This is a genomic window from Rhodococcus sp. P1Y, from assembly GCF_003641205.1.
Taxonomy (GTDB): domain Bacteria; phylum Actinomycetota; class Actinomycetes; order Mycobacteriales; family Mycobacteriaceae; genus Rhodococcoides.
Genome location: NZ_CP032762.1, coordinates 1,371,659 through 1,396,085, shown reverse-complemented (window position 1 = coordinate 1,396,085; position 24,427 = coordinate 1,371,659). Strand labels below are relative to the sequence as shown.

Genomic DNA, 24,427 nt, shown 5'->3' with positions numbered 1-24,427 from the left:
GGGCTGGTCCTTCCAGATGCTTGGGCTGCCTGACGGCAACGCGATCCTCCTACTGTGACCGTAAGCACAGCGTTTGGCCAAGCTGTTCGGCGTTTCCTAACACTCCCTTAGGAAAGCGAGTTCGATCTTCAAGCCCGATGGTCGACGCACACTCACGTGAAGACTCCCACCGGCCCGCTCGGTCAGCGCGTGGACGATCGAGAGACCGAGACCGGTTCCCTCGCCGTGCGCGCTCGACGCGCGGAAGAACCTGTCGACGAGCATCGGGAGCTCGTCGACGGGCACACCCGGCCCGGTGTCCGATATCGAGAGCACGACGTGGCCGCCCTGCGCTCGGTAGTCGATCTCCACCATCGCGTCTGCGCCCGCGTAGTTCGTGGCGTTGCTGAGCAGCGCGTCGAGAATACGGATCAGGTCGTCCTCGGGCACCGTAGCCAGGAGGGTTTCTTCCGACTTCGTGACGCTCGGGGTCACTCCTGCTACTTCCATTGCGCTCGACCAGAACTCGACACGGTCGGTGACCGTCGCCCCCACGTCGCAGCTCACCGTCTGCGTGGCGGCTGGAGTTTCGGCCGCGGCGAGAACAAGCAGATCTTCGACGACGGTACTCAGCCTGTCGACCTCCAGTGTGGTCTTGACGTGCGCGTCGACGGCCGAATCGGGCACCCTCATCCCCAGCAAGTCCAGGCGAATCCTCAACGCCGCCAACGGGTTGCGCAGCGCGTGGGCGGTGTCGGCAACCAGGCGGCGCTGCGCGGCCGTGGCCGTTTCGACGTCCTCGGCCATGGCGTCGAAGGCACCCGACAGCTCTCGCACCTCCGGCGGACCGACATAGGCGGTAGACGTGGGTGTGGCAGGCATGGGCTGTTGCGGCTCGTCGATCGACAGCGGAGTGTGGAACTTGTCGCCGAAGGAATGCACGCGTGACGACAACACCGTGAGCGGACGAACCACCCAGCGCGACAATGCCGCTGCGATCACGACGATCGTGGCGAGAATCAGCAGGGCCCCCGCGGCGATGACGATCCACGCCGTCGCGACGTCCCTGCGCGCAGCATCGGTGGACGCGGCGATGACCACGGCACCGTCGACCTGCGTTCCACCACCCACGGGGGCAGCGACCAACACCGAGGGCTGCGACCATGGCGTCAGACCTGAAGGAAAGTCGACGCGTTGGTTGCGCAATGCGCCTGCGATCGCCTGCTGCACGTCGGGCCGCTCGACGTCCAGGCCCGACATCGCACGCGCCTGCCCGTTTCGATCGAGAACCGCAATCCCCTCGTCGTACAAGCTGTTGTAGCGCTCCACCGACTCGCGGAGTCTAGGGAGGCCGGAGTCGTCCTCGCGTGAGCTGAGCTCGGCGAAAAACGTTGCCGCAGCGGCCCTGTTCTCGCCGAAACGCTGGACCCGTTCACGACCGACCAGCACCGCCAAAGGCACCGATAGAGCCAGCACCACAACGGTGGAATAGATCATCAGCACGATCAGGACCCGGCGTCGCACGTCAGGTGTCCCAGCGGTAGCCGAAGCCGCGAATGGTGGCGATGGTGCCGGGCCGTCCGAGTTTGGAACGCAGCGCCGTCATGTGCACGTCGAGTGTCCGTGAGATCGCGACGAAGGCGTCACCCCAGATGGCGTCCATCAGTTGCTCTCGGCTGACCGCTTCCCCTCGGCGCGTCACGAGATGAGCGAGAAGTTCGAACTCCTTGGTCGTCAGTGCGATGTCGCGGCCGGCGACTGCGACGCTCCTGCCCACGAGATCGACGACGATATCGCCGAGAACAACCCCGTCCGTCGCAGAGTCGTCCGAGGCGCTTCGTCGGCGGGCCGCCACTTCGAGGCGGGCGTGCAGTTCTCCGAGGCGGGCAGGTTTGACGACGTAGTCGTCGGCACCGCCGCGAAGGGCGCGCACTACCGAGCGCTCGTCGTCGCGAGCCGTCAGGACCACCACCGGGACCGAACTCACCGCACGAAGTTTGCGCAGTACCTCGAGCCCGTCCATGTCCGGCAGCCCGAGGTCGAGGAGAACGACGTCCATGTCGTGATAGCCGAGCAGCACGTCGGCGCCGCGGCGCATGCGAACAGGGCTATGACCGACCTCGGTCAACGCGTCGACCAGCGCGTCACCGAGTCCGTCGTTGTCCTCCACCACTGCAATACGCATCTAGGTCAACATAGGCCAGCGCGCACTGCGGATCGCACTCTAGGGGACGTAGAACGTGGCGAAACCAGGAACCGTTGTGATGGAATCAGGAATTCCGATGAGTGCCACCTGGCCTGGACCGCTTTGCAGGATCGCCTGGGTGGGGATTCCTCCGACGCCATCGGACAAGCGTGCCGAGCCACTTGCCCCTGTCGACAGGTTGAGCCAGCGAATTTCGGAAATCAGGTAGCAGTTCGTGGTCGCGTTCGGGGCGACAGTGACCTTGGCGACCCCGGGTTGCTCACCGACCACCACGACGCAGCTGGCCGGGGGCGAGTCGAAACTGCCACTCGAATTTCCGTACGGCGCTGGGTTGAACTGGAACGGGATCACTGTTTCAGCGGACGCCACTGCTGCAGGCGCCAAAGCTGCGCCGACCACCAAGGCTCCGCAGACCGCGAGTCGACGAACGAGCTTGGGCACAAGTACCTCCAGATGTAGGGAATGACGATGCGCGTCCCATACTGCACCGAAGCCTTGCTCGGATGAACGGCAAATCTATTTCGTCATGCAATCGAAATATCGGAAGGCCTCCTGAACGAATTACCAACTCGTTGTGCCGACAACCTTTCTTGATTCGTGTGAGGCTTCGATGTTTCCCACTATCGGGTAGGGGTATGACGCAAGCGCACGTGCTTTACCTATCCCGCCCTACGTGGCGGTTCCGATACGTCAAGTCCCGGCGTCCCAGACACCACATCCTTTGCGCTCGAGCCAAATGCTGTCTCAGGGAGAAAACATGTACCTACACACCGAACAATTCATCAACGAAATCGCCGTCGACGAACCGGATCCCGCCGCCGCCAACGCCCTGCAGGAGGGCCTTGGCGGACAGTTTGGCGAAATGCGAACAATGATGCAATACCTGTTCCAGTCCATGAACTTTCGCGGCGATCCAAAGTCGAAGCCCTACAAGGATCTACTGCAGGGCGTCGGTACCGAGGAGATCAGTCACGTCGAACTGATCGGTACCACAATCTCTCGTTTGCTCGACGGATCCCCCGAATACAGCGGCAGGAAAACCGATCCGGTCGACAAGCCCGGTGCCAAGGGCGCGACTCCGTTGAAGATCGCGCTGGATACCAGCAATATTCACCACTATCTCGTCGGGGCGCAGGGCGCACTTCCCGTCGACGCCGCAGGTAATCCCTGGTCGGGGTCCTACGTCTACAACAGCGGCAACCTCGTCCTTGATTTGCTGTACAACTTGATGCTCGAGTCCACCGGTCGGCTGCAGAAATGCCGGATCTACGAAATGACCGACAACAAGACAGCCCGCTCCACCATCGCCTACCTGATCGTCCGCGACCAGGCACACGAAAACGCGTTCGCGAAAGCTTTGGAAAGCCTGGGCGTCAACTGGGGTTCCGTTCTTCCGATCCCCAAAACCAATGCCGAACGCTTCCCCGAGGTCAAGAAGCTGCTCGACAAGGGCTTGCAGAGTATCCAGTACACCTTCAGCGCCGATGACAAGAGCCAGGCAGCCAAGCTCTACCGCGGCGCATCTCCGTCCAACGACGGGACAGAGCTGTCGACGGCAATCATGCCGGAGGGCTTCCCCATCACCATCGCACCGGAACGCAAAGAAGAGTTCTCACCAGGACTCGACAAAGATCTCATGGCATTGATCCAGGCCACGGCTGAAGTAGAAATCGCTGCAGCGAACGACCCGAAGGTCAAGTAGCCGAGAAGAATAGGGCGACGCGGATAATCCGCGTCGCCCATTTCTTTGACACCACATAAGCCTCTGACGAGCGACACCTTGGCGGCTGGCCCATTTGTGCTAACCCGAGGGTTTGCTTTCTTCAGCGGCTACTCCCTCGCAGGATGCAGCGAGGCGGGCCAGGAGCCGGCGGAACTGTCCGCCTTCGCTCTCGGACAAGCCTGCGCGCAACAATTCGTCCTCGACTGACCGGATCTTGCCGCGGACCTCGTTCAGCAGAGTGTGCCCGTCAGCCGATATCTCGACGGTGCGCTGGCGCTGATCACGCGACTTTGCACGATTGACAAGTCCGCGCGAGACCAGATCGTCCAGATGTCGTCCAAGTCGCGTCGGGTCTCGGCGTGTCCGACGTGAGAGTTCCCGCTGGGACATGGCCGCGCCTGACGCCACCTCGGTCAGGATCGCGTACTCCCACATCGACAATCCCGCATCGCGAAGAATTGGCTCCTCCAGAGCCCCCAACCGCGGTAGCACCTGAAAAATCAGCGCAGCCAAGTCCGGCTCGGAGCTCGGCGCATTGCCGGTCATGGACAGCCCTCTCAATATCATCTACCGTAGTAGACGATCGATCCTCTACTGCGGTAGACGATCGATGTCCTGTTCTTACGGGCTCACGTTAACCACACACTTGTCAGCCTCGTCGCTGACTGCGCCGGAAGGGCTGAGAAATGGATGTCACAACACTCCACATCGCGACCGAAAGTCTTGCCGAAATTCTGTCCGAGGTGACCCAAGGCGACCTTCGGCAACCGATATCGCCGCACAAGAGGGACATCGGCGACCTATACGTGCAACTCGTCGACCAGAGCCTGGCTATCGCCTCAGGACTTAAACCCGGGCCCAACAGCGACGCACGGTGTCGGGCCGACACGATCACGAGACCAGCACTCGATGTCGCAGCCAACCTGTACGGCGGCGGGTACGAGGAGCGCTATCGCCGAACGGCGCAACTCGCCGAGGACGCATTCACGGCCGTTGGCGACGAGCACGCGACGTATGGCATCGATGGGGTCACCCTTTCGGCCCGCGCCTGGTACGAAAAACAAGTCATCGAAACGGTTCTCCACACATGGGATCTCGCAAGGGCCATGGGGTTTGTGTATCGGCCGCCTGCTGAAGTCGTGTTCGAGGTGCTGAGAACACAGCCCGAACCGACGCGCGACGACGTCGAATCAGCGTGGGATGTCGCACTCAGAAGATCAGGACGGAACCCCGGCTAAGCTGGCCGGGTGTTCTTCCTCTTCGGTTATGGCAGCAAGCAGAAACAGCTCGGACCCGGTCAGACCCGAATGTGTCCGCGGTGCAACAACACCACGCAGTGGGCGCGAATCCGTCAGTACAAGCAGTTCACGGTGTTCTTCGTTCCGGTTGCTCGCTGGGGTCGCAGGCAGCTCGAACAGTGCGGCATCTGCGGCACTGCCGTCGAGGCGTAGTGCGGCGGGGCGTAGGGCGGCGGGCGTAGGGCGGCGGGGCGGCGGGGCGTAGGGCGGCGGGGCGTAGGGCGGCGGGGCGTAGGGCGGCGAGGGATCCCCAGCTGTAACGCGGCCTGCCCATAAACCGACCAAGGGGCATGAAACTCGCCCGATTCGCTCAGTTCTCCGGTGTCGTCGCAACCTGTATCGGTGTCGCCCTGATTGCCGCACCCACGGCGTCGGCAGAGGTGGTCGACCTCGACATCCTGCCCGGACTCAGCGTCGGAGCGACCACGCCCTACGGCGTCGGCTGCACCTACGTCGCTGTCGCTCGCACCGAGAGCATCGGCGAACCCCGCACCGACATCGCCGCACTCGATTACAACTCGATCATGCCAATCGAAGAATTCATGTGGCAGTTCGATCCGTACTTCAGCACCCCCACGATCCTCGGGCACAAAGTGACACTGTGGACGCCCCTGACGCCGGGCGAGCACTCGCTCATGGCGTACCAGACCTCCGCCGGTGGACCCATCGCCACCGTCAAGGTCAACCCGGCAACGCCGCTCGGTCCGCTCTGCCTCGTAGCTCCGTAGTTCGGGCGTCGAGTAGAACGCCGGGGCGCGGGCGTCGTTGCCCAATACTCTCGATGATCGCGGGAATCCCCTGCATACGGGAGAATATTGGGCACTGACGCCCGATTCCGTTCGCCCCAGGTGACCGAATGAGACATTCGCTCACCCCAAGTGACCGAATGAGACAGTCGCACACTCAGAGTGACCGAAACAGACATTCGCTCACCCCAAGTGACCGAAACAGACAGTCGCACACCCCAAGTGACCGAAACAGACAGTCGCTCACATCAAGTGACCGAAACAGACATTCGCTCACCCACCCCAACCCCAAGGCCGAGGATTTCAGGGAAACCCTAGGGGTTCACCTGGATGTGCCCCGCGAACCCGGAACGCATAATTCTGCGAGACCGATTCCGAGGGGGATACTTTCGATGATCTACAGGCTATCCGACGGCCGGGCAGCGGCGATTTTCGTCATAGCCGTCCTATCGCTGTCACTTGCTACGGCAAATATCGCCGGCGGCCTGGTGCTCGCGCTGTCACCCATACTCGTGACCCTGGCGATGATGCTTGTCGTCACGCGCGAGGGGTGGAACAGATCGGGGTGGGAACGACTGGGTGTCCTGCACGCCGGTTGGCGATACTGGCCGGCGGCCATTGGCACGAACGTACTCGTCTCGATCGCTGCCAGCACCGTCGTCGTGGCGCTCGGCTACGCGCGCTTCATAAAACCGAACTCCGAATTCATCTCTGCTGCTGTCGCAATGGCGATCACCGGCCCGATATTGGCATTTGCCGAGGAGATCGGTTGGCGCGGATACCTGCAACCCCGAGTGCAGCAGTGGGGAATCTCAGCTTCGTTGCTGATCGTCGGAATCATCTGGGCAGCATGGCATATGCCTTACATTCTACTGACACCGTACTACCATTCCGACGGCAACCGCGTTCTCGTGGTGGCCCTGTTCGTCGGCAGCGCCATCGCGTTTTCGTTCCTGTTCGGCTATTTGCGAATCGCCTCGGACAGCATATGGCCGGCAGTGATGGCGCATGCGGCCCACAACTGGAGCTTCGTACTGCTGACGGGGTACCTACTGCAGACAGATCATCCCGTCCTCGTCACGGAGTACCTCGGTGGAGATACCGGTCTGCTCGTTCTGATCGGCACCGCCGTGGCTGCGTGCATTGTCTTCCGCTGCTATCGGGCGAAGATCGATATACGCCCACAGGATGATGTGCTGCCTGGGCAACGCGTGATCGAATAGCGCTGGAAAGGACGCATAGTGAACCGTGAATCACGCTGGCCGATAGTAGGGTTGACTGCAGGTGCAGCAGCACTCGTCGCCGCATTCCTGCTGGCACCCGCAGCACTGCTGCGTGGTAGCCATCCTCGGTATGCCGAACACTCGAATCTGATTGCCGACGTCGACACCAGCCTCGATGCGTTCTGGCGAAGCGGGAGTCGCGACGTGACAGGAAGTCTGGCCGGACTCGTCGACTACTGGTTCCAGTGGCACGCGATCAAGATCGTCATCTCCGCGCTTCTGGTGACGGTACTCGGCGTCCTCGCGGGATTGCTGTGGCGTCGATGGCTGGCATCGGGCGCCGCCGGATACGTCGTGGCAGCGATGAGTGCGACTATTCTCGGGCTGTTGTCGATCTTCGTGTTGATCGCCAACGTTCAGTCGACGGCAGTACCTTTGGTGGCGCTGCTACCGATGGTGTCCAGTGCCAACCCCGATCCAGCGCTCGCGCAGACGTTGACGGACATCTCCCAGGCAGCGAAGTCGGGAGCCGACTCACCTCCACTACTTACGTTGATGGACAACGTTACTCGATATCACTGGGTGATGATCGCGATGGCAACCCCACTGTGTGTGGTGTTCGGAGCCGCGAGCATCGTCGCCCTCCGGCGGTGTCGTATCGCGAACACAGTCGCCCGCCCTCACCGCTTGATGTACAGGCTCCTCGGCGGAATCGCGGTCGTCATGACGCTGGCGTTGTTGTTCCTTCTCGTCGCTGCCGTTGTCGCGGTCGTCGACCCGTCCACCGCACTCCTCGATGTGCTCGGGGTGTGAACCGAAGTAACCTGCCTCGATCGAACCGTTGGACCGATCGGCGAGGTAGACCGATCACAACTCGGGCGGCTCGTACTCCCCATACAACCCGCGGCGCTCACCGCGCAGGAACGCTTGGTGTTCGGCGTCGGCGCGAGATCTCAGGTCAGCACGGCGCTGATCGTCGAGGTCTCGTCGAACCTGCCGTTGCACAGCACTGTCGTGTATCAACCACAGCGCGACCGCAACGATCACCACCGCGACGATCAATGCCCAGAACCTCACCACGACACCCATGACCAATACGGCACCAAGCACAGCCGCAATGATCAGTTTGACGTCGCCCACACTCCATCGCCATCCGCCCGCGCCAGGCCGCGAACCGTCGTCGATGGTGCGTCCGGCCATGGTTCCACGGTACCGGGGTGCGTGCCGGACCACAGTCCGTCCGTCGAATCCGGGCGAAGAACAACGATCCCGGACGGCCCGGTCACGCCCGTTATCTTTTAGGCGGTCCTTGAAACCGAGGGCTGCGGTCGCCAGACCTGGTATGACTTCTTGCCCCTGTCATCAATGATCCGGGGGGTGGTGTCGCCGGGTGTGGTGGCATCGATGAACCGCTGATAGGGACAGGGCCGCTGATCGTGAGCAGGTCTCTTCATAACGTGGGTGTCGGGTATCGATGTCGGATCGGCGACCGGCGGTACACCGGACGAAGGACTGCTTCATGGACACGAGTTACGCCGTGTTTTGCGGCATTGACGTGGGAAAATCCGAGCATCACGCTGTCGGTCTCGCCGTCGACGGCACCCGCCTATACGACAAAGCACTACCCAACGACGAGGCTCGTCTACGCACAGTTTTCGACCGCCTCTCCGCGCACGGACCGGTGTTGATCGTGGTCGATCAACCCAACACGATCGGTGCGCTACCGGTCACCGTCGCCCGCTCCTGCGGTCACCGAGTGGCGTACCTTCCGGGCCTGTCGATGCGCCGAATCGCAGACCTGTATCCAGGGCAGGCCAAGACCGACGCGCGCGACGCGTTCATCATCGCCGACACGGCCAGGACCATGCCGCACACGCTGCGGCGGGTCGACACAGGCGATGACACACTCGCCGAGCTCAGTGTTCTGATCGGTTTCGACGACGACCTTGCCGGCGAAGCAACCCGCGTCAGCAACCGAATCCGGGGACTACTGACCAGCATCCACCCCGCGCTCGAACGAGTACTCGGACCGCGAGTCACCCACCCCGCCGTGCTCGAAATCCTCTCCCGGTGCGGTGGCCCCGCCGGCATTCGCACTGCTGGCAAACGAAAGCTGACCGCCATCGCTGCGAAGAACGCCCCACGAATGGGCGCCCGACTGGTGGTAGAAATCTACACCGCACTCGAGGACCAGACCGTCGTAGTCCCCGGGTCCGCGGCTGCCGAGACTGTCCTACCAAAACTTGCAGATTCTCTCAAAGAGACACTGCAACAACGGAAAGCAATCGGCCTGGACGTGGAGAGGATGCTCGATGCCCACCCTCTTTCCTCGGTCCTGATCTCGATGCCTGGCGTCGGAATCAGGACAGCTGCACGCATCCTTCTCGAAGTCGGTGACGGTTCGGCATTCAAAACAGCAGGACACCTGGCCGCCTACGCCGGCATCGCACCCGTGACCCACCGATCCGGCACCTCGATCCGAGGTGAGCACCCAGCGAGATCAGGAAACCGCAAACTCAAACGAGCGTTGTTCCTTTCGGCCTTCGCCGCACTGCACGACCCCACCAGTCGCGCCTACTACGACCGCAAGCGAGCCGAAGGCAAGAAACACAACGCAGCCCTCATCTGCCTAGCTCGACGCCGGTGCGACGTCCTGTTCGCCATGCTCAAGAACAAGACCCTTTACCAACCGCCCGCAGCTCACGCAGCTTGACAGAAAACATAGGGACACCCCCCGGGGACGAGCTTTGCCCGCGAGTCTGGGGACGGAACGTCGTGAGCAGCGTCGAGCACGTCCGTGTCTCACATGTCCGTGGACATACCGTCATCGCACCAGCACGATGCCGGTAGAGAAGGATGACCGGATGAGCTTCGAGTTATGCCCCGATGCAACGGCTGCGCAGTGGCTGATCGATCAGAACCTGCCGTGGTATCGGCTGGCTGGCCGCGGGCCACTCGGTTTCCAGAAGTATGCGCGCCTCAACTTCATCCCCGACCCGGGATTCGCTGAACAGCGGACGTCCGACGTCGAATTCGAGCAGAAAGAGCTCAGCGAACTGGCGCAGGTCGGCGTCGCGCTAAATATTCTCGCGAAACACACGACCACTCCAGGTGAGTGCTATTTTGCAATGTGGGACGGGTGGGACTCCATCACTGTCGCCTCCCCGCCGAATTTCAAGATCCCCAACCGAGACTACTTCCTGTTCCAAGCCTCACTGGCGGACTACGAAGACTGGAGCAGTACCGATCCGGTGCGCTGGCCGTACGGGGACTCACCCGATCCAGCGTTCATCTGGCCTGCCGATCACGCCTGGTGCATCACCAACGATGTCGACCCGCACTTCGCCACCGTCGCGGCCAACTCAGCGGCAATTATCCAGATCCACGCCGACCCGCACGTCGACTCGGTGCCCGACGACCCGGACGTCGAACCGCCCTACTGGGCCTGACCACTTTGGAATGACCATGACTCACGAAATAAAAACCGATGGACCAGAGCGAGAGATTCTGGAAAGCACGCTCGACCACAACCGACTCGCATTGATCGCCACCGCACGCGGACTGTCCGACAGCGACGCCAGGCGCAAACTCGTCCCGTCGTTGTCCACGCCGATCTCCCTGGTCAAACATGCCGCGGCCGCGGAAAGAATTTGGTTCCAGCGATTGTGGGGTGGTCTCGACGAGGGTGAGTGCGACGGTTACTCCCGTCGTGACGACGGCACGTTCTCAGTGTCCGACGACTAATCGGTCGACGACGTCATCGCCGAATTCGAACGGGCAGGTCGCCGTTCACGTGACATCGCGGCGAAGTTCGGACTCGACGATACGATCGAATTCCCCGGGGAGGGAATCGTGAGCATGCGGGCGACGCTGGTCCTGATGATCCAGGAGATGGCACGGCACGCCGGGCACGGTGACATTCTGCGCGAACAGATCGACGCAGAACTTGTCGGAGGGGCCATGTAGCTTTCCCGACATGCACAAGTTGGGGGACTTGCACGGGGTCGCCGAGATGACGGATCAGGAGGTCATCACCGGCATCGTCGACGCCTTGGATGGCGAAAATGCCCTTGCAGCACGCAAATACAGCCTGCTCGCCCAGTTCTCACGTCGAGGACTCAATCTGAAGGTCAACCATTCGAGCCCGGCGCACTGGCTCGCCAACGGGTCTCGTGTAGCGGGCGGCAATGCATCGCGCCAGTTCGCCAGGGCCGAGTGGCTGACGACGCGGCCGACGGTCCTCGATGCCCTCGCCGCAGGGGACATTCATGACCTCCACGTCAAGGAGATCTACGACGGGCACCTCCACATCACCGGTGCCGACAGCACCCTTACGCCCGAGCAGCTAACCGACGCGGTTGCCGAATTACTTTCGGTCGCATGCGAAAAGACTGCGCACGACGTCAAGACCCGTGCACACCAGTTGGGCCACGACTTCGCCGAACAGGCCCGCATGCGATACGAGAAAGCTCGGCAAGAACGAGCACGACGTGAACAAGAACAGGACAAAGAAAAAGCAGGAACACCGCAACGGGACGACGACTCGGCTGACCCGGATGACTCGAATGACAATGACGACGAATCTCGACTGCTCGACGGGCCTCCGCCGCAGCTGGTATCGGAGAATCCGGCTCTGAATACACTCGAAATGTACCTGCAAGCCAATGGGCGCATGTTCGTTCGGATCGACCTCGACAAATCCGCAGCCGAACTACTGAGCGCGGCCGTCGCCGAATTCTCGCGCCCCATACCGGGACCCGACGGCAGTCGCGACGAGCGAAGCCCACAGCGACGCAACGCCGACGCGCTTATGACGGCACTCCAACAGCGTCGCGGTTCGGGTTCCGGCACTGCCCCCGCACGAGTGAACGTAACGGTTCACCTGCGCGACCTCATGCGACGGGACGACTCCTCCTCGGGGACCGACAAGGGTGAGCGAGAGTGGCCGTTCTACCTGACCTGGACCGGGCCCATCAGCCACAGCCTCGCTCGCATGGTCAGCTGCGACGCAGACCTCCACCCGATCATCCTCGACGACAACGGAATTCCGATGGCCCGAGGCGGCACCGTTCGACTTGCAACAGACGAACAGCGAGCCGTAGTGACAATTCGCGACCGGTGCTGCGTCAAGTGCGGGAAAACTGCCAGGTTCTGCATAGTTCACCACATCAAGCACTGGGCCGACGGGGGTCCCACCGACCTCACCAACCTCACATTGCTGTGCCCCGACTGTCACAACGACGTGCACCACCGCGGTTGGGAAATTGCAATCGGTGGCGACGGGCACCCCTGTGTCATCCCACCCGACACAGTCGATCCGGAACGAAAACCCTTGCCCAGCTATCACCGGCGCCGAAGACCTGCCGCGTAATGCCCGCACCAGGGCCAGAGATGCACCTGGGTTTCCGGCAAACACCACAACCGAGGATCGACCAACTGGGCGCACCACGTCCGGTCACTCGGAGCTGCCCCATGCCCTGGTCCATGTACCGGCGCTGACACAGGAGGACGACCACACGGCATCGACGGCATCACCGCCACCAGACATCGCAGCCGGGAGAAACATCACTGCCACACGAGATCACCGCCAGGCGAAACATCACTGCCATACGAGATCACCGCCAGGTGAAACATCACTGCCATACGAGATCACCGCCAGGTGAAGCATCACTGCCACGAGACATCTGGTCACGGTGATATCGGTCCGGGGAGTTGTGCTGACTCGGCGAAGTCCTCGTCGAGACAGGGAGGCCCCGCGCCCCGTGAGCACCGCTCCGTATCCTGGGCGCACACAAGGTATGGAGGCTTCAGGTGACGGCAGTTGATCGCTCGAATCAAGTTGTTGTGGTGACGGGCGCTGGATCGGGGCTCGGGCGCGCCATGTCGGTGGCACTGTTGGAGGCCGGGCACCAGGTCGTGTTGGTGGGTCGCAACCGCGACACTCTCGAGGAGACGGCAGCGGGACACGACAACGCAGTGGTGGCGAGCGCCGATGTGTCCTCGGTCGACTCGGTTCGTTCCGTGTTCGCTTCGGTATCGGACAAGTTCGGGCGTCTCGACGTCCTCGTCAACAACGCGGGCACTTTCGGGCCGTCCGGGAGCGTCGACACTATCGATCCTGCGGAGTGGGCAAGCACGGTCGCCGTCAACCTCACTGGGGTTTTCCTGTGTTCGGCCGAGGCTGTTCGCATGATGAAGTCTCAAGACCCACGTGGTGGACGGATCATCAACAACGGATCGATATCCGCTCACACGCCGCGACCATCGAGTGCGGCGTACACAGCGACGAAGCACGGCGTCTCCGGTCTGACGAAGTCGATCTCCCTCGACGGCCGCGACTTCGACATCTGCTGCACTCAGATAGACATCGGCAATGCCGCAACGGACATGACGGCGGGGATCGGTCACGCAGCTCGGCAACCGGACGGCTCGACCCGCGCGGAACCCACCTTCGATCCGCGGCATGTAGCCGACACGATCGTCCAGTTGGTGGGCCTCCCGCTCGACGTCACCGTCCCGACCATGACGATCATGGCCAACCGAATGCCCTACGTCGGACGCGGCTGACCGGCCCGCACCCCGGCACTCCCACCCCGGCTAATCGAACGCCCCACGCCGTACACAGCTGAGCAGCCCCACCACCCCGGCACCCGCACCCGGCCAACCGAACGCCCAACGCTGAACACAGCCTGTGCCGGACGCGCCTGACCGAGCCGAATCACAGCGGCGGCAATGCCTCCGGCGCGGGCGGTCCGTCGTAACGAGCGATGGGCCGGATGATCTTGCTGTCCGCCGATTGTTCGACGATGTTGGCGCACCACCCGACGATGCGGCTGCACGCGAAGGTCGGCGTGAACATCGACCGCGGAATCCCGCACAGCTCCATCAGCACTCCGGCGTAGTACTCGACGTTCGCGTACAGCTTCCGGTCCGGTTTGAGTTCGGCTAGTGCAGCCGCAATGACCTTCTCGACGTGCGCTGCTTTGTCGATCAGTTCCCCGCCCAACTCCTGAGCGGTCTCGCGGAGCATCACCGACCGGGGATCCTCCGTCCGGTAGACCGGGTGCCCGAATCCCATGATTCGTTCGCCTGCCTTGATTTTCGTGCGAGCCCAGGAATCCGCCGAGCCCAAGTCAGCGATCTGGTCCAGGCCCTCCAACGCCCTGTCGGGTGCACCGCCATGTAGGGGTCCGGCGAAAGCCCCGATCGCCGCGCACACGGCTGACGCAATGTCCGAGCCCGTCGAGGCGACTACTCTCGCAGTGAACGTCGACGCGTTGAACCCATGATCGATCGTCGCTGTGAGATAGCGATCGACGGCCCCGGCATGCGCGGCGCTGGGGACCTCTCCGCTGATCATGAACAGCCAGTTCTGTGCCGTCGTCAAATCCTCACGCGGCTCGATCGGTTCGAGACCGGACCGAATACGATGAACCGCAGCCAGAATGGTGGGCGTCATCGCACACAGGCGCAGGGCCGTCGATTGTTTGTCCGCCTCCGTGGATTCGTACAGCGGCACCGCACCTGCCAATCCCGACAACACTGTGCGCAAGGCGAGGAGCGGTTGCTCGGGGCCAGTTCGGGCAACCGCCGACACGGACTCCCGCACCTCGTCGGGCAACGGCCGCAGCGGCGCGATGGTCCGCACGAAGTCCGCGAGCTCGGCCCGGTCTGGAAGGTGGCCGACGGCCATGAGGAACCACGCGTCCTCGAACGTCCGGGTTTTCGCGACATCGATCGCCGAGTACTGACGGTAGTGGTAGAAACCTTCGTCGCCGCGTACGTCCCCGATCGATGTGGACGTGACGACAACATTGTGCAGCCCACGCGGGGCGTCGAGAACGCTCATGACATCTCCTCTGCTGGTCACGACCCACAATCCGCGTTAACATTGAGTGTTGTCAATGTTGATTGAATCAATGCGAAAGGTCACATGAACTCCGACGGTCGAGACCTACTGACGACGGCGCAGGCCGCGGCGCGGTTGGGCGTCAAAGCCGAGACCGTCTACGCCTACGTAAGCCGAGGACTTCTGACCAGCACCCGTCGCCCCGGAGCGCGAGGAAGCATGTTCGACGTCGACGAGGTGGAATCACTCGCCGGCCGAGATACGGCTCGCCGCACCGACATCGGCACGGTGGAACGCATTCGCACCCAGGTAACACTGTTGGATGGCGACCGTCTCTACTACCGCGGCCGCGATGCTGTCGACCTCACCGCACAGTCGTTCGAGGCCGTCGCACACTTCTTGTGGACAGGAGATCTCGTCGAGAACGTCCGGTTCACAACCGATCCTGCTGTCGCACAACAGTGCCGGGACGCGGCCAGTTCGATGGCACCGAATTGCCGGACGATCGACCGCATACGCGTCGCCGCAATGATCGGCTCGACCTATCGGCCGATGCGTTTCGACGTCGGACCGAAGTCGGTCGTCTCGGAAGCAGGGCAGCTACTGGCGACGGTCGCCGCGTCCCTGACCGAGGCTTCGACCGAATCGTCTCTCGCAGAACTGATGTGGGACGCACTTCGATCCGAATTCTCGGACCCGAGAGGCCTGACCGTGTTGCGGTCGGCCCTGGTATTGATGGCAGATCACGGCCTTGCCGCGTCGACGCTCGCCGTCCGCGTCGCTGCGAGCACCCGGGCCAATCTCTATTCCGTTGTGGCAGCGGGACTGGGATGCATCGACGGCCCTCTGCACGGATCAGCCGCCGAACCCGCGTACCGATTCCTGATGGCAGCACGCGATGACCCCATTTCTGCTCTCGCCCAACAGTTTCGGTCCGGTGAGCAAGTTCCGGGATTCGGGCATGTGATTTACGAACGCCGGGACCATCGAGCCGAGGAATTGCTGCGCTTGCTCCGCGACCCGGCCCTCGGGGCGGACTCGGCGGTGATATCGGCCGCCGACACTGTGATCGCCGAGATGAGCGATCGATTCGACACGTTCCCCAATTCCGATTTCGCGCTGGCAACGTTCACCTGTGCATACCAACTTCGACCCGACGCCCCGGAGGCGCTGTTCGCATTTGCCCGCATCGCAGGATGGACTGCGCACGCCCTCGAGGAGTACGCGGAGGATGCTCTCCGGTTCCGGGTGCCCGGCATCTACACCGGGATCCGTCCTCCCACCTGACCACGGGCTCCGGGCGGGCCTGTGACGGTGCTCACGATGCCGATTGGTGTGTGTCATCGGCACGTGGGCGGGGTAGAGACACCTGAACGCACGGCGACCGAGGGTGAGCAGATGAGCGAAAAATCGTTGGTGGAGACGGCATGGGGACGTCGGATCATCGATGCCGGCCTAGTAGGCATCGGCACCTACGTCATGTGGGCGATGACCGCAGCCAACCTGATCGGATAGCTCGTCTTCACGACCCGGTAATGACGGGGATTCGCCGTAGAAGCACCGTCGCAGCGCTCAAAACTGTCTGGCTGTCGTAGGCGAGCGCATAACGATAACTACCCGCGTCGGTCTCGAGTGCGATCAGGGCAGCTGTGAACGACGGGGACACCACGACGAGTGAGCGTTCGCGCGCAAGCGGTTCGTCAGCGCCGATGTGCACCGCCCGGTAGCGAGCGGCGTCGCCGGGCAGGAAAGCTCCGAAGACGGCCGTCAGAGCCACGCACGATGCGATGTCGTTCAGACTCACCTCGCGATCGGGCGCCAGACCGCCTGGCGAGGCGACTGTCATCAGGACGATCGTCGACGCCCCTGCGGATGCGGCGATCCGGAGCAGATCGTTCTCCAATGCCTCCAAGAGTTGGTCGTCGGCGCGGCGCGGTGGACCGAGCGCACTCACCAGCGCATATGGGGTGACTGCTGTCGGAGCACGGACGGTGACCGTCGACTGGTCGATCGAGTGGGTGCGGGAAGTGGTGAAACCGGCGAACGACGGTAGGTCCGCCGGAGGCCCGTAGAAATACCCTTGCCCCAACGTCGCACCCATGTCGAGAGCCCACTGTTCGTGCGCTTCGGTTTCGATCCCCTCCGCCACGACGGTCGCGCCGGTCCGCCCCGATTCGGCGATGACAGCGGCCACGATCGCTGCGTTCTCGGCTGTCGACCTGTTCTGGACCAGGCACATGTCCAGTTTGATGACATCAGGCCTGAGGATCGCCAGGAGCGCGAGGCTCGATGGATCCGCTCCCACGTCGTCGACAGCAACCCGCCAACCCCAGTGCCGGGCATGGTCGACGGCGCGCAGCAGCCCCGCCGGGTCCCGCATCAGATGGCGTTCGGTGATCTCGACGACGATCGATACGTCCCGAGCGTCCGCGAGCAGGGCCAAGGATTCGCGGGGCGCGGGCGCGTCGAGTGCCACCGGTTCGGCGTTGACGAACAGGTCGAGATCCGGCGGGAACTTCGCCGCGAGTGCGCCTCGCAGTGCAGTGAGTCGACAGCGCCAATCGAATTCGACGATCACGTTCTGCCGCTCCGCGTCGCGCAGCACATCCTGGAACGACACCTGACCATTCGCGTCGGGAATGCGCGTCAGTGCCTCGAAACCCGTCACCGAGCGCGTGGAGAGGTCGACGATCGGCTGGTAAACCGATCGGATGTCGATCGACGTCGGCGACTCGGACGGGAGTGCGCTCATCTGCTGAATTCCTCTTCGTCTCGACGCCTAGGACTGCCCCACCCCGTGGCACATCATGCCCGGCGGCGGGCGTCGAGCACACCGAGGCTCGCTATAGAGTCGCCGAGGGGGTCCACACACGAACGGAGCGCAATGACGGCAGACGGGCTGCTGTTGGCCGACCGGTACCGGTTGGGAGCCGTGCTCGGACGCGGCGCAATGGCAGATGTCCACCGCGCCCACGACGAGGTGCTGGGTCGGACAGTCGCGGTCAAACTGTTCCGTCACGGCGAGCAGACCGACCACAGCGCCTCGCGGATCGACACCGAGATGCGCACGCTTGCGTCCCTGTCTCATCCGGGTCTGGTGACTCTGTTCGACGCAGGAACAGCGCGGGATGCCTCCGGAATGGTGGTGCCGTTTCTGGTGATGGAACTGGTCGACGGACCCACACTCGGAGTGTTCCGCGCGCATCAGGCGCTCACCGCGCACGCAACCGCTCGCATCGGAGCCGAGCTGTCCGAGACACTCCGATACATCCATGCCGCGGGCGTCGTCCACCGGGACATCAAACCCGCCAACATCCTGATCCCCGGACACCCCAACACCGGAGCGGGCCCGCGGACCAGCAAACTCGCCGACTTCGGCATCGCGCGCGTCGTCGACGCCGCACGGCTCACCGAACACGGCACGACGGTCGGGACAGCGCATTACCTGAGCCCCGAGCAAGCAACCGGCAGCGCATTGGGACCTGCCAGTGACATCTACTCGCTCGGCCTCGTCATGATCGAATGTCTCACCGGACGAATGGTCTACGAGGGCAGCGCCGTTGCCGCTGCGGTCGCCCGGTTGCACCGAGACCCCGTCGTGCCGGCCGAGTTAGGGAGCGACTGGGCGGCCCTGCTCACCGCTATGACCGCACGGGAGCCCCAGAACCGGCCGCCAGCCGACGAGCTGTCCGCTCGGTTCGCAGCCCTCGAACGGCAGGGTCCGACCGCAGTGTTTCCGCGGCCCGTGACGCAGGTAACTTCCGCGACGCAGCCTCCACCTACGACGCAGTTTCCTTCCGCGACACAGTTCCCTTCCACGACACAGTTCCCTTCCGCGACACAGCCGAGTTCTACGACGCAGCCGAGTTTCACGACGCAGCCCTCGAATCAGCCGACCGAGAAGCGTCGCGCCCGGCGTTCGACCCGGGTGTGGGCAGCGGTCGCGGTGGCCGCCGTCGCATCCGTACTCGTCGCCACGGTCGTGTGGGGTTCGTCCGATGACGTGGACAGTCGAATCACCGACCCAACGCCCGCACAACCCCAGCTTCCGACGCCTGAGCCATCGGAAGCTCTGGCGCCGACTCTCGTCCCGGCACCCGTGCCAGTACCTGCCGTCGAGACCGTCACCGAGCCGGTCGTGACCCTTCCGTCTGCCGAACCTGCCGTGCCGATCCCGGGTCCAAGTGGTAACGGCAACGGGAATGCCAATGGAAACAACGGCAACGGGGCGGCAACAGCAACGGGGCAACTCCGGAAACGGGGCGGCAACGGGAACGGCGGCGGGGTGGGGCAACGGAGGCGGCAATGGCAACGGGGCAACTCCGGTAACGGCAACGGGCGCTGAACCTCGCGTCGGTGAACCCCTGATCGGTGAACCCCTGATCAGGGAAACCCCACCCGAGCGAACGACTCATTCGGTCACCAGCACCCCGAACGCGCACGTTCCAGCCCACGCCCCCGCTGCAACACACGCCCCCGCTGCAACCCGCGCGCCCAGCACCCACCGCAGCGAACGACTCATTCGGTCACCCCCGGGCGCGACATAACCCAGGTCAGCGAACCCCGCGGACTTCCGGCGACACCCGGGGACCTATCGGTCGCCTGAGGTCACTCCGCCAACCAGGTGCCGTGCAGACCCGCTGGTACGCGGATGGGTAAGTCGATTGTCGCTAGCGGGCCGTCCGCCGGGTTGTCGGCGTCCAAGATGTAGAACCGGGATTTCAGGTCCTCGGGGTCGGTGCCGATTGCTCCCCAGTAGTCATGCCCGTCGCCGGGGATGTAGATGGGTTCACCGATCGCAACCCCGGGCGAGAACACCTCGTCGCGGCCGGAGTTCACGTCGTGGAACCAGAGGGACTCGAGGAATCCATCGTCGGCATCGGACTTTCCGACGGTAGCGATGCGGCCGTGATCGAGCGTCAGCAACCGATCATCGACGCGCGGGAACTCGATACCGGTTCGCTCACTGATCTGCGTTCGGCTGACCGCCCCGGTGGACGGATTCAACCGCGCACGCGTAAGTGCCGGGTTGTTGACGCCGGTCGGCTTGGTGAGTCCGCCGGGAAAGAGGTGTTCGACGTAGTCGACGGTCACGGTGCCGTCGGGGTTGTCGAAGGCGTTGGCGAAGTGCCAGACCCAGAACACCTCGGTATCGATCCACCTGATCGCACTTCCGTCCCGAGGGATCAGTGCGATGCGAGTACCTCGTTCCGGTTCCCACGACAGCAGTGAGCCGCCGGTCATCGCCGCCTCCAGATCGAACACGAGCGGGTTGACGAACAGCACGACGTACTTCTGCGTCAGCGCCATGTCGTGGATCATGATGGGCTTGTCCAAGCCGTCGATCGGCGTCGGCGAACGCAGGGCACTTCCGTCGGCGCCGACGACCGACCACGTCAGGTACGGCGCTTCGAGGCTGTAGTTGAACAGCACCATCTCCCCCGTATGCGGGTCGATCTTCGGGTGCGCGGTGCTTCCGACGCGCATCGCGCCGTCGCAGTCTTCCTGAGCAAGGGTGGCAAGTTGCGTGCGGTCCATGAGATAGGGCTTGTCGCCTTCGGCCATGGCCATCAGCCTGCCCGCGTGCTCGACGATGTTGATGTCGGGGAGCTGACGGGTGGTGCCTGCAAGGGCGTCGCCGACGACCGATGCGGGTGGGGTGTATCCGTCCATCACGCCGGACCAAATAGCCTCTCCACGTTGCTCTTCCAGCTCGACCATCGGAGTGCGCACGAAACGATTGCTGTACGACGCCTTGCCGTCGGCGATGGAAATGCGGTGGATCATCCCGTCCCCGTCGAGCGGGAAGACGAACGAGCCGATCGGATCGAACCGCGGATTGGGGCCGTTGCGGAGGTAGCTGCCGTGCAGGTCGCCCGGAATCTCGCCCACGACGCGGAGCTCCGCGACATCCACTTCTTCACGCTGCGGAGCGAATACACCCGTCAGGTGGGTGTGGTGGACGACATCGACGGGTGCAGGTCGGTGCGGATCGGTGGCCAGTGTGTCCGTCATGAGAGAACTCCATTCCTGTGGGGGCGTGAGGATGCGATACCGGTGACGATCGAGGTGTATCTGGTGACCGCCGACATGAGCAGCACCGGCAGCAGCCACGTCAGCGACAGCGTCAAGTACTGGTTCAACGTAGAAGGTCGAGGATCGGAAACAAGTTGCGACACAGTGACACTCACTGCTGCGGCGAACATGCACGCCGCCCATGCGCCGCTGATGCGCGTGTTGAGCCAGTGCAGGTGCGGTGAATGCCAGTACTCCGCCGGAAGGGCTTCGTGCGCATACTGTTCGGTGAACGGCGTCGACAGAAGGGACCCGACCATCACCGCGGCGAGAACGAACAACACCGTTCCCGACGAGTACAACCGCAGCCACTCCGCTGCCGGTCCCACCGTCGACAACGCGGCCAAGACCGCGAACGTGGGCACCGCTGCGGCGTCGAGCAGCTTGAGACCCGACCGCCCTCGCGTCCACTGCGACGTCGCGCACGCAGCAACGAACGCAACCACGGCAGCGAAGGTCATCGTTGCCTGGTGCGGCAGCACCAGATACAGCGCCCATGGAGCGAATCCGACGGCCATCCCCGGCAAGCGCATGTCGACTCCTCTCTCGTCCGATGCCTCCAATCCTGGCGCGGGCGAGGTGCGGTTACATCGGTCAGAACACGTAGGAATCTCTGCCAGTCACTGTCGGCGCCCCGCCGCGAGAGCAGCCAGCTCCACGCGGGTGCGCAGTCCGAGCTTCGTCAGTGCGTGAGAGACGTGGGTCTGCACGGTGCGTTGCGAAATGAACAGGCTCTGCGCGATCTCGGTTCCGCTTCGACCGCTTGCGACCATGTCGGCGATGGTCGTCTCGGTGCGGGTGAGGCTGTCCCACCCGGTGCGCGGGCGTTCCTTGACGGTTCGTGGATCCAACCGGACGCCCAGCGGCCGCAGACGCATGACGATCCGCGAGGACAACGTCGGCGCGCCCATGTTCTGCGTCAGCACGAGCGCCTTGCGCGCGTAGTCACGCGCGGTGACCTTGTCGCCGGCCTGCGCGACCGCGCACGCGGCCTCCTCCAACCCTGCAGCCTCGGCGATCACGTGTCCCTCACTGCGCGCGTTGTCGGCGCACCGGATCGCGGCCTCCGCGATGGCGTCCAGATCCCCCGAACACAGGGCTCGAGCGAGGTCGACAGGCCCGACGCTCGCGTCGGGAAGCGGCGTTGGTATCTCGTCGAGCGTGGCGAGAATTTCAGCCGCGAACTCGGCGGAATCGGTCCGCCGCGCCAAGCGTCCGCAATCCATGGCGAAGGACGGCAGCCATCCGTACAGGCCGAGTTCGCGGGCACCCGTCCAATAGCGTTCGGCCGCAGCCACTGCCGGCAGCAATTTCCGGCCGGCCTCGAGCAACGACACCCGCGTCAGACCGCAGATGGGGAGACCGAACTGATGTGGCTGGCCGGTGGCGTCGAAGGCGTCCAACCGGGCGATCGCTGCCTCGACATCACCTCGGTACACATCGATCTGGGCCCGAGTGGCCTCCGCGATCGACGTCCAGCCCATGTCCGCCGACCCCGCCCGCTCCAACCCGGCGTCCACATGCGCGAGGGCGTCGTCGAGGCGTCCCCGCTTGAGCGCGATGCCTCCGCGGGTGAAGTCCTGGTACGCCGTCATCCAGGCGGCACCTCGGTCTGTCCGCAGCTGCTGCGCGCGGTCCATCAGTGCCTCCGCCGCCAGCGGTCCGTGCGCGTACAGTTCGATGAACGGCGGCCACACGTCCGCCGAGGTGCTGAGCTGAAACCCGCTGCCCGCGATCCCTTCTCGCTCGGACGCTTCGATTGCCAGATTGAGTCCGCTGTCGACGGCGCCGGAGAGGAACCGGCGCATCGCCTCCGTCACCAGTTCGCTGACCGATCCTCCCTCGGTGCCGTCGGTGGGCACCGGCGTAGTGCCTTCCAGCAGCGAGACGTAACGCTGGGTGTCGGTCAAGCTCGCGCGGGTGGCGTCGTCGATGGGCATCTGCAGTGTCGATGCGATCAGACCGAGCGCGTGCTCGGACTTGCCCTGAGCGATCGAGGTGAACAACAACGTTCGGTACAACAGCGGCACGAGCGCGGAATCGGTTGCGTTGGAGAGTCCCTGCATCGCAACCTCTGCCGACCGCGCGAGCTGTCCGCTGCGCCCCAGAGCAGTAGCCAGATCCAGCTCGTACGCCCCGGCGACGGTCTTGGTCGCCGTGCCCAGGAGGTCGACGGCAACCGCCGGTACGTTCTGCAGTTCCTCCTGCGCGCGACCGACTGCCGCGGCGATCACCGATTCGTCGGCACCCGCCGCGAGCAGGTGATGTGCGACCATCTGTCGATTGCCGGCCGCTTCGTGATGCCGGGCGACCGCGGTGTGCAGAACGGCCCGTAGGGGCTGCGCGAGACCCGCGTACGCGACATCGGCGTAGACGTCGTGAGTGAACGACAGCTCACCGTTCGGCGAGGCCTCGACCATCCCTGCGTCGATGACGGTCTGTGCGGCACCGACGATCGAGGCAGGGGACGCGTCGCCGAGCTCGGCAAGGTCGCTCAACGTGGCAGGCCCACCCCACACCGCGAGCTTCCGGACGAGATCGCGCGAGGAGGCGTCGAGAATCGCCAGTTGTTCGGCGATAGCCGAATCGAGACTGCTCGTCGCCGCCCTGTCCAGCTCGGCGGGGGCGCTGGCGCGCGTTCCGTCGACGACGATCGTTCCCTGAGAACGTAATTCATCGATCATCGCCAGTGCGTGCATGGGGTTGCCGCCCGAGCGCGCGAGGACCTTCGAGAGTTTTTCGTCAGGCCAGGCACCGAGGGCGTCGTGCGCAAGCACCTCGAGGTCGGCAACGTCCATCGGAGGCAAGTTCCATTCGCGGACGGTCGGCTTGGCCAACATCCGCGTCAACAACTCGCGGGTAGGGAGGTGCCGACGCGCGAGAAGCACGACGAGCGGGAGGTCCTTCGCCGCAGAAGCCAGATGACTCAACACCTCGAGGCTGCCTGCGTCCGCGTTGTGCGCGTCGTCGACGACCAGCAGGTAGGGCTCACTCGCGCACATCGAATCGACCGCCGCGTAGAGCTGGGCGTCGAACCCCGCCGGCGCCGTCGGCGGCACCCCGACGCCGACCAGCGCAGCCGCCACCGCGTAGGGCTGACGCCAGGAGAGCTCGTCGGCCGTCGCCCAGCGGGTTGCGATGTCGCGTTCGGAGACCAGCCGACGCAATGTGTGGGACTTGCCACTGCCGGGTCCGGCGGTGACGACGAGCGTCCGCGGACCGATGCCGCTGCGCGCAAGGTCGAGGGCCGTGCCGATCTCATCGACGATCGCCCGTCTCGTGCCGGTGGGCGGCGGCTTCATGACTGATAACAATAAGTGAGCAGTGC

Annotated in this window: 22 protein-coding genes and 1 pseudogene; 13 read left to right on the top strand and 10 right to left on the bottom strand. The window is 63.8% G+C overall.

From position 1 onward, the window contains the following. Positions 1-96: 96 nt before the first annotated feature. The 3 genes from D8W71_RS06630 to D8W71_RS06620 are packed head-to-tail and all read right to left on the bottom strand — an operon-like array spanning position 97 to position 2,626. Positions 97-1,503 carry a sensor histidine kinase gene (locus D8W71_RS06630; protein WP_236077746.1) on the bottom strand — a complete coding sequence of 469 codons (1,407 nt, stop codon included), beginning with the start codon at positions 1,501-1,503 and terminating at the stop codon, positions 97-99. 1 nt (position 1,504) lies between these two features. Then, entirely contained in the window at positions 1,505-2,164 is a 660-nt protein-coding gene (locus tag D8W71_RS06625) for a response regulator transcription factor (RefSeq protein ID WP_121112034.1), read from the bottom strand. A 39-nt stretch (positions 2,165-2,203) separates the two neighbouring features. Continuing rightward, positions 2,204-2,626 (bottom strand): hypothetical protein, encoded by a 423-nt coding sequence (locus D8W71_RS06620; protein ID WP_236077745.1) that lies wholly within the window; start codon positions 2,624-2,626, stop codon positions 2,204-2,206. Between the two features lie 316 nt (positions 2,627-2,942). On the opposite strand from D8W71_RS06620, the gene D8W71_RS06615 reads away from it, so the two are divergent. Beyond that, positions 2,943-3,887: a manganese catalase family protein gene (locus D8W71_RS06615; protein ID WP_121112030.1), complete on the top strand. Its 945-nt coding sequence runs from the start codon at positions 2,943-2,945 to the stop codon at positions 3,885-3,887. Between the two features lie 99 nt (positions 3,888-3,986). On the opposite strand, the gene D8W71_RS06610 is transcribed toward D8W71_RS06615, so the two are convergent. Further along, positions 3,987-4,454, bottom strand: a complete 468-nt coding sequence (locus tag D8W71_RS06610) for a MarR family winged helix-turn-helix transcriptional regulator (RefSeq protein ID WP_161965406.1) — start codon at positions 4,452-4,454, stop codon at positions 3,987-3,989. Between the two features lie 140 nt (positions 4,455-4,594). Between D8W71_RS06610 and D8W71_RS06605 the strand changes: the two genes are divergently transcribed. The 5 genes from D8W71_RS06605 to D8W71_RS06585 all read left to right on the top strand — a co-directional run bounded on the left by D8W71_RS06605 (position 4,595) and on the right by D8W71_RS06585 (position 7,988). Next, positions 4,595-5,146, top strand: a complete 552-nt coding sequence (locus D8W71_RS06605; RefSeq protein WP_121112026.1) for a maleylpyruvate isomerase N-terminal domain-containing protein — start codon at positions 4,595-4,597, stop codon at positions 5,144-5,146. Positions 5,147-5,155: 9 nt separating this feature from the next. After that, positions 5,156-5,359, top strand: a complete 204-nt coding sequence (locus D8W71_RS06600) for a zinc-ribbon domain-containing protein (RefSeq protein WP_121112024.1) — start codon at positions 5,156-5,158, stop codon at positions 5,357-5,359. A 137-nt stretch (positions 5,360-5,496) separates the two neighbouring features. Further along, positions 5,497-5,934, top strand: coding sequence for a hypothetical protein (locus tag D8W71_RS06595; RefSeq protein WP_121112022.1), 438 nt, complete (start codon positions 5,497-5,499; stop codon positions 5,932-5,934). A gap of 410 nt (positions 5,935-6,344) precedes the next feature. Next, positions 6,345-7,175, top strand: coding sequence for a CPBP family intramembrane glutamic endopeptidase (locus D8W71_RS06590; protein ID WP_161965405.1), 831 nt, complete (start codon positions 6,345-6,347; stop codon positions 7,173-7,175). Between the two features lie 18 nt (positions 7,176-7,193). Further along, positions 7,194-7,988, top strand: coding sequence for a hypothetical protein (locus D8W71_RS06585; protein WP_121112018.1), 795 nt, complete (start codon positions 7,194-7,196; stop codon positions 7,986-7,988). Between the two features lie 54 nt (positions 7,989-8,042). On the opposite strand, the gene D8W71_RS06580 is transcribed toward D8W71_RS06585, so the two are convergent. Beyond that, entirely contained in the window at positions 8,043-8,375 is a 333-nt protein-coding gene (locus D8W71_RS06580; RefSeq protein WP_121112016.1) for a hypothetical protein, read from the bottom strand. A 319-nt stretch (positions 8,376-8,694) separates the two neighbouring features. On the opposite strand from D8W71_RS06580, the gene D8W71_RS06575 reads away from it, so the two are divergent. From D8W71_RS06575 to D8W71_RS06555, 5 genes and pseudogenes are all read left to right on the top strand, one after another. After that, positions 8,695-9,888, top strand: coding sequence for an IS110 family transposase (locus D8W71_RS06575; protein ID WP_121112014.1), 1,194 nt, complete (start codon positions 8,695-8,697; stop codon positions 9,886-9,888). A 151-nt stretch (positions 9,889-10,039) separates the two neighbouring features. Further along, positions 10,040-10,624, top strand: a complete 585-nt coding sequence (locus D8W71_RS06570; protein ID WP_121112012.1) for a hypothetical protein — start codon at positions 10,040-10,042, stop codon at positions 10,622-10,624. A gap of 16 nt (positions 10,625-10,640) precedes the next feature. Next, positions 10,641-11,141, top strand: a pseudogene (locus tag D8W71_RS06565) (DinB family protein). Positions 11,142-11,151: 10 nt separating this feature from the next. Further along, complete coding sequence (locus tag D8W71_RS06560; protein WP_121112010.1) at positions 11,152-12,546, top strand: HNH endonuclease signature motif containing protein; 1,395 nt, start codon at positions 11,152-11,154, stop codon at positions 12,544-12,546. 440 nt (positions 12,547-12,986) lie between these two features. Continuing rightward, a complete protein-coding gene (locus D8W71_RS06555; protein WP_121112008.1) occupies positions 12,987-13,742 on the top strand; it encodes an SDR family oxidoreductase in 756 nt (251 codons plus the stop codon). Between the two features lie 151 nt (positions 13,743-13,893). Here D8W71_RS06555 and D8W71_RS06550 read toward each other — a convergent pair whose 3' ends face one another. Next, positions 13,894-15,024, bottom strand: a complete 1,131-nt coding sequence (locus D8W71_RS06550; RefSeq protein WP_121112006.1) for a citrate/2-methylcitrate synthase — start codon at positions 15,022-15,024, stop codon at positions 13,894-13,896. A gap of 84 nt (positions 15,025-15,108) precedes the next feature. Here D8W71_RS06550 and D8W71_RS06545 point away from each other — a divergent pair, with 84 nt between their 5' ends. Then, entirely contained in the window at positions 15,109-16,311 is a 1,203-nt protein-coding gene (locus D8W71_RS06545; protein ID WP_121112004.1) for a citrate/2-methylcitrate synthase, read from the top strand. A 235-nt stretch (positions 16,312-16,546) separates the two neighbouring features. On the opposite strand, the gene D8W71_RS06540 is transcribed toward D8W71_RS06545, so the two are convergent. Then, a complete protein-coding gene (locus D8W71_RS06540) occupies positions 16,547-17,776 on the bottom strand; it encodes an EAL domain-containing protein (protein WP_121112002.1) in 1,230 nt (409 codons plus the stop codon). Between the two features lie 132 nt (positions 17,777-17,908). Between D8W71_RS06540 and D8W71_RS06535 the strand changes: the two genes are divergently transcribed. Beyond that, entirely contained in the window at positions 17,909-19,369 is a 1,461-nt protein-coding gene (locus tag D8W71_RS06535; RefSeq protein WP_121112000.1) for a serine/threonine-protein kinase, read from the top strand. Between the two features lie 263 nt (positions 19,370-19,632). On the opposite strand, the gene D8W71_RS06530 is transcribed toward D8W71_RS06535, so the two are convergent. From D8W71_RS06530 to D8W71_RS06520, 3 genes are all read right to left on the bottom strand, one after another. Then, on the bottom strand, positions 19,633-21,039 hold the full coding sequence (locus D8W71_RS06530; RefSeq protein ID WP_121111998.1) for a carotenoid oxygenase family protein: 1,407 nt from the start codon (positions 21,037-21,039) through the stop codon (positions 19,633-19,635). Then, entirely contained in the window at positions 21,036-21,632 is a 597-nt protein-coding gene (locus D8W71_RS06525; RefSeq protein WP_121118714.1) for a hypothetical protein, read from the bottom strand. Before D8W71_RS06525 ends, D8W71_RS06530 begins: the two co-directional genes overlap by 4 nt. Positions 21,633-21,719: 87 nt before the next feature. Next, positions 21,720-24,401: an ATP-binding protein gene (locus D8W71_RS06520; RefSeq protein WP_121111996.1), complete on the bottom strand. Its 2,682-nt coding sequence runs from the start codon at positions 24,399-24,401 to the stop codon at positions 21,720-21,722. Positions 24,402-24,427 lie beyond the last annotated feature (26 nt).

What these genes read in the sequence shown, in the direction of transcription:
- D8W71_RS06625 (WP_121112034.1), bottom strand. Translation starts at nt 2,164, where the DNA reads ATGCGTATTGCAGTGGTGGAGGACAACGACGGACTCGGTGACGCGCTG.
- D8W71_RS06615 (WP_121112030.1), top strand. Translation starts at nt 2,943, where the DNA reads ATGTACCTACACACCGAACAATTCATCAACGAAATCGCCGTCGACGAA.
- D8W71_RS06610 (WP_161965406.1), bottom strand. Translation starts at nt 4,454, where the DNA reads ATGACCGGCAATGCGCCGAGCTCCGAGCCGGACTTGGCTGCGCTGATT.
- D8W71_RS06605 (WP_121112026.1), top strand. Translation starts at nt 4,595, where the DNA reads ATGGATGTCACAACACTCCACATCGCGACCGAAAGTCTTGCCGAAATT.
- D8W71_RS06595 (WP_121112022.1), top strand. Translation starts at nt 5,497, where the DNA reads ATGAAACTCGCCCGATTCGCTCAGTTCTCCGGTGTCGTCGCAACCTGT.
- D8W71_RS06590 (WP_161965405.1), top strand. Translation starts at nt 6,345, where the DNA reads ATGATCTACAGGCTATCCGACGGCCGGGCAGCGGCGATTTTCGTCATA.
- D8W71_RS06580 (WP_121112016.1), bottom strand. Translation starts at nt 8,375, where the DNA reads ATGGCCGGACGCACCATCGACGACGGTTCGCGGCCTGGCGCGGGCGGA.
- D8W71_RS06575 (WP_121112014.1), top strand. Translation starts at nt 8,695, where the DNA reads ATGGACACGAGTTACGCCGTGTTTTGCGGCATTGACGTGGGAAAATCC.
- D8W71_RS06570 (WP_121112012.1), top strand. Translation starts at nt 10,040, where the DNA reads ATGAGCTTCGAGTTATGCCCCGATGCAACGGCTGCGCAGTGGCTGATC.
- D8W71_RS06560 (WP_121112010.1), top strand. Translation starts at nt 11,152, where the DNA reads ATGCACAAGTTGGGGGACTTGCACGGGGTCGCCGAGATGACGGATCAG.
- D8W71_RS06550 (WP_121112006.1), bottom strand. Translation starts at nt 15,024, where the DNA reads ATGAGCGTTCTCGACGCCCCGCGTGGGCTGCACAATGTTGTCGTCACG.
- D8W71_RS06545 (WP_121112004.1), top strand. Translation starts at nt 15,109, where the DNA reads ATGAACTCCGACGGTCGAGACCTACTGACGACGGCGCAGGCCGCGGCG.
- D8W71_RS06540 (WP_121112002.1), bottom strand. Translation starts at nt 17,776, where the DNA reads ATGAGCGCACTCCCGTCCGAGTCGCCGACGTCGATCGACATCCGATCG.
- D8W71_RS06535 (WP_121112000.1), top strand. Translation starts at nt 17,909, where the DNA reads ATGACGGCAGACGGGCTGCTGTTGGCCGACCGGTACCGGTTGGGAGCC.
- D8W71_RS06530 (WP_121111998.1), bottom strand. Translation starts at nt 21,039, where the DNA reads ATGACGGACACACTGGCCACCGATCCGCACCGACCTGCACCCGTCGAT.
- D8W71_RS06525 (WP_121118714.1), bottom strand. Translation starts at nt 21,632, where the DNA reads ATGCGCTTGCCGGGGATGGCCGTCGGATTCGCTCCATGGGCGCTGTAT.
- D8W71_RS06520 (WP_121111996.1), bottom strand. Translation starts at nt 24,401, where the DNA reads ATGAAGCCGCCGCCCACCGGCACGAGACGGGCGATCGTCGATGAGATC.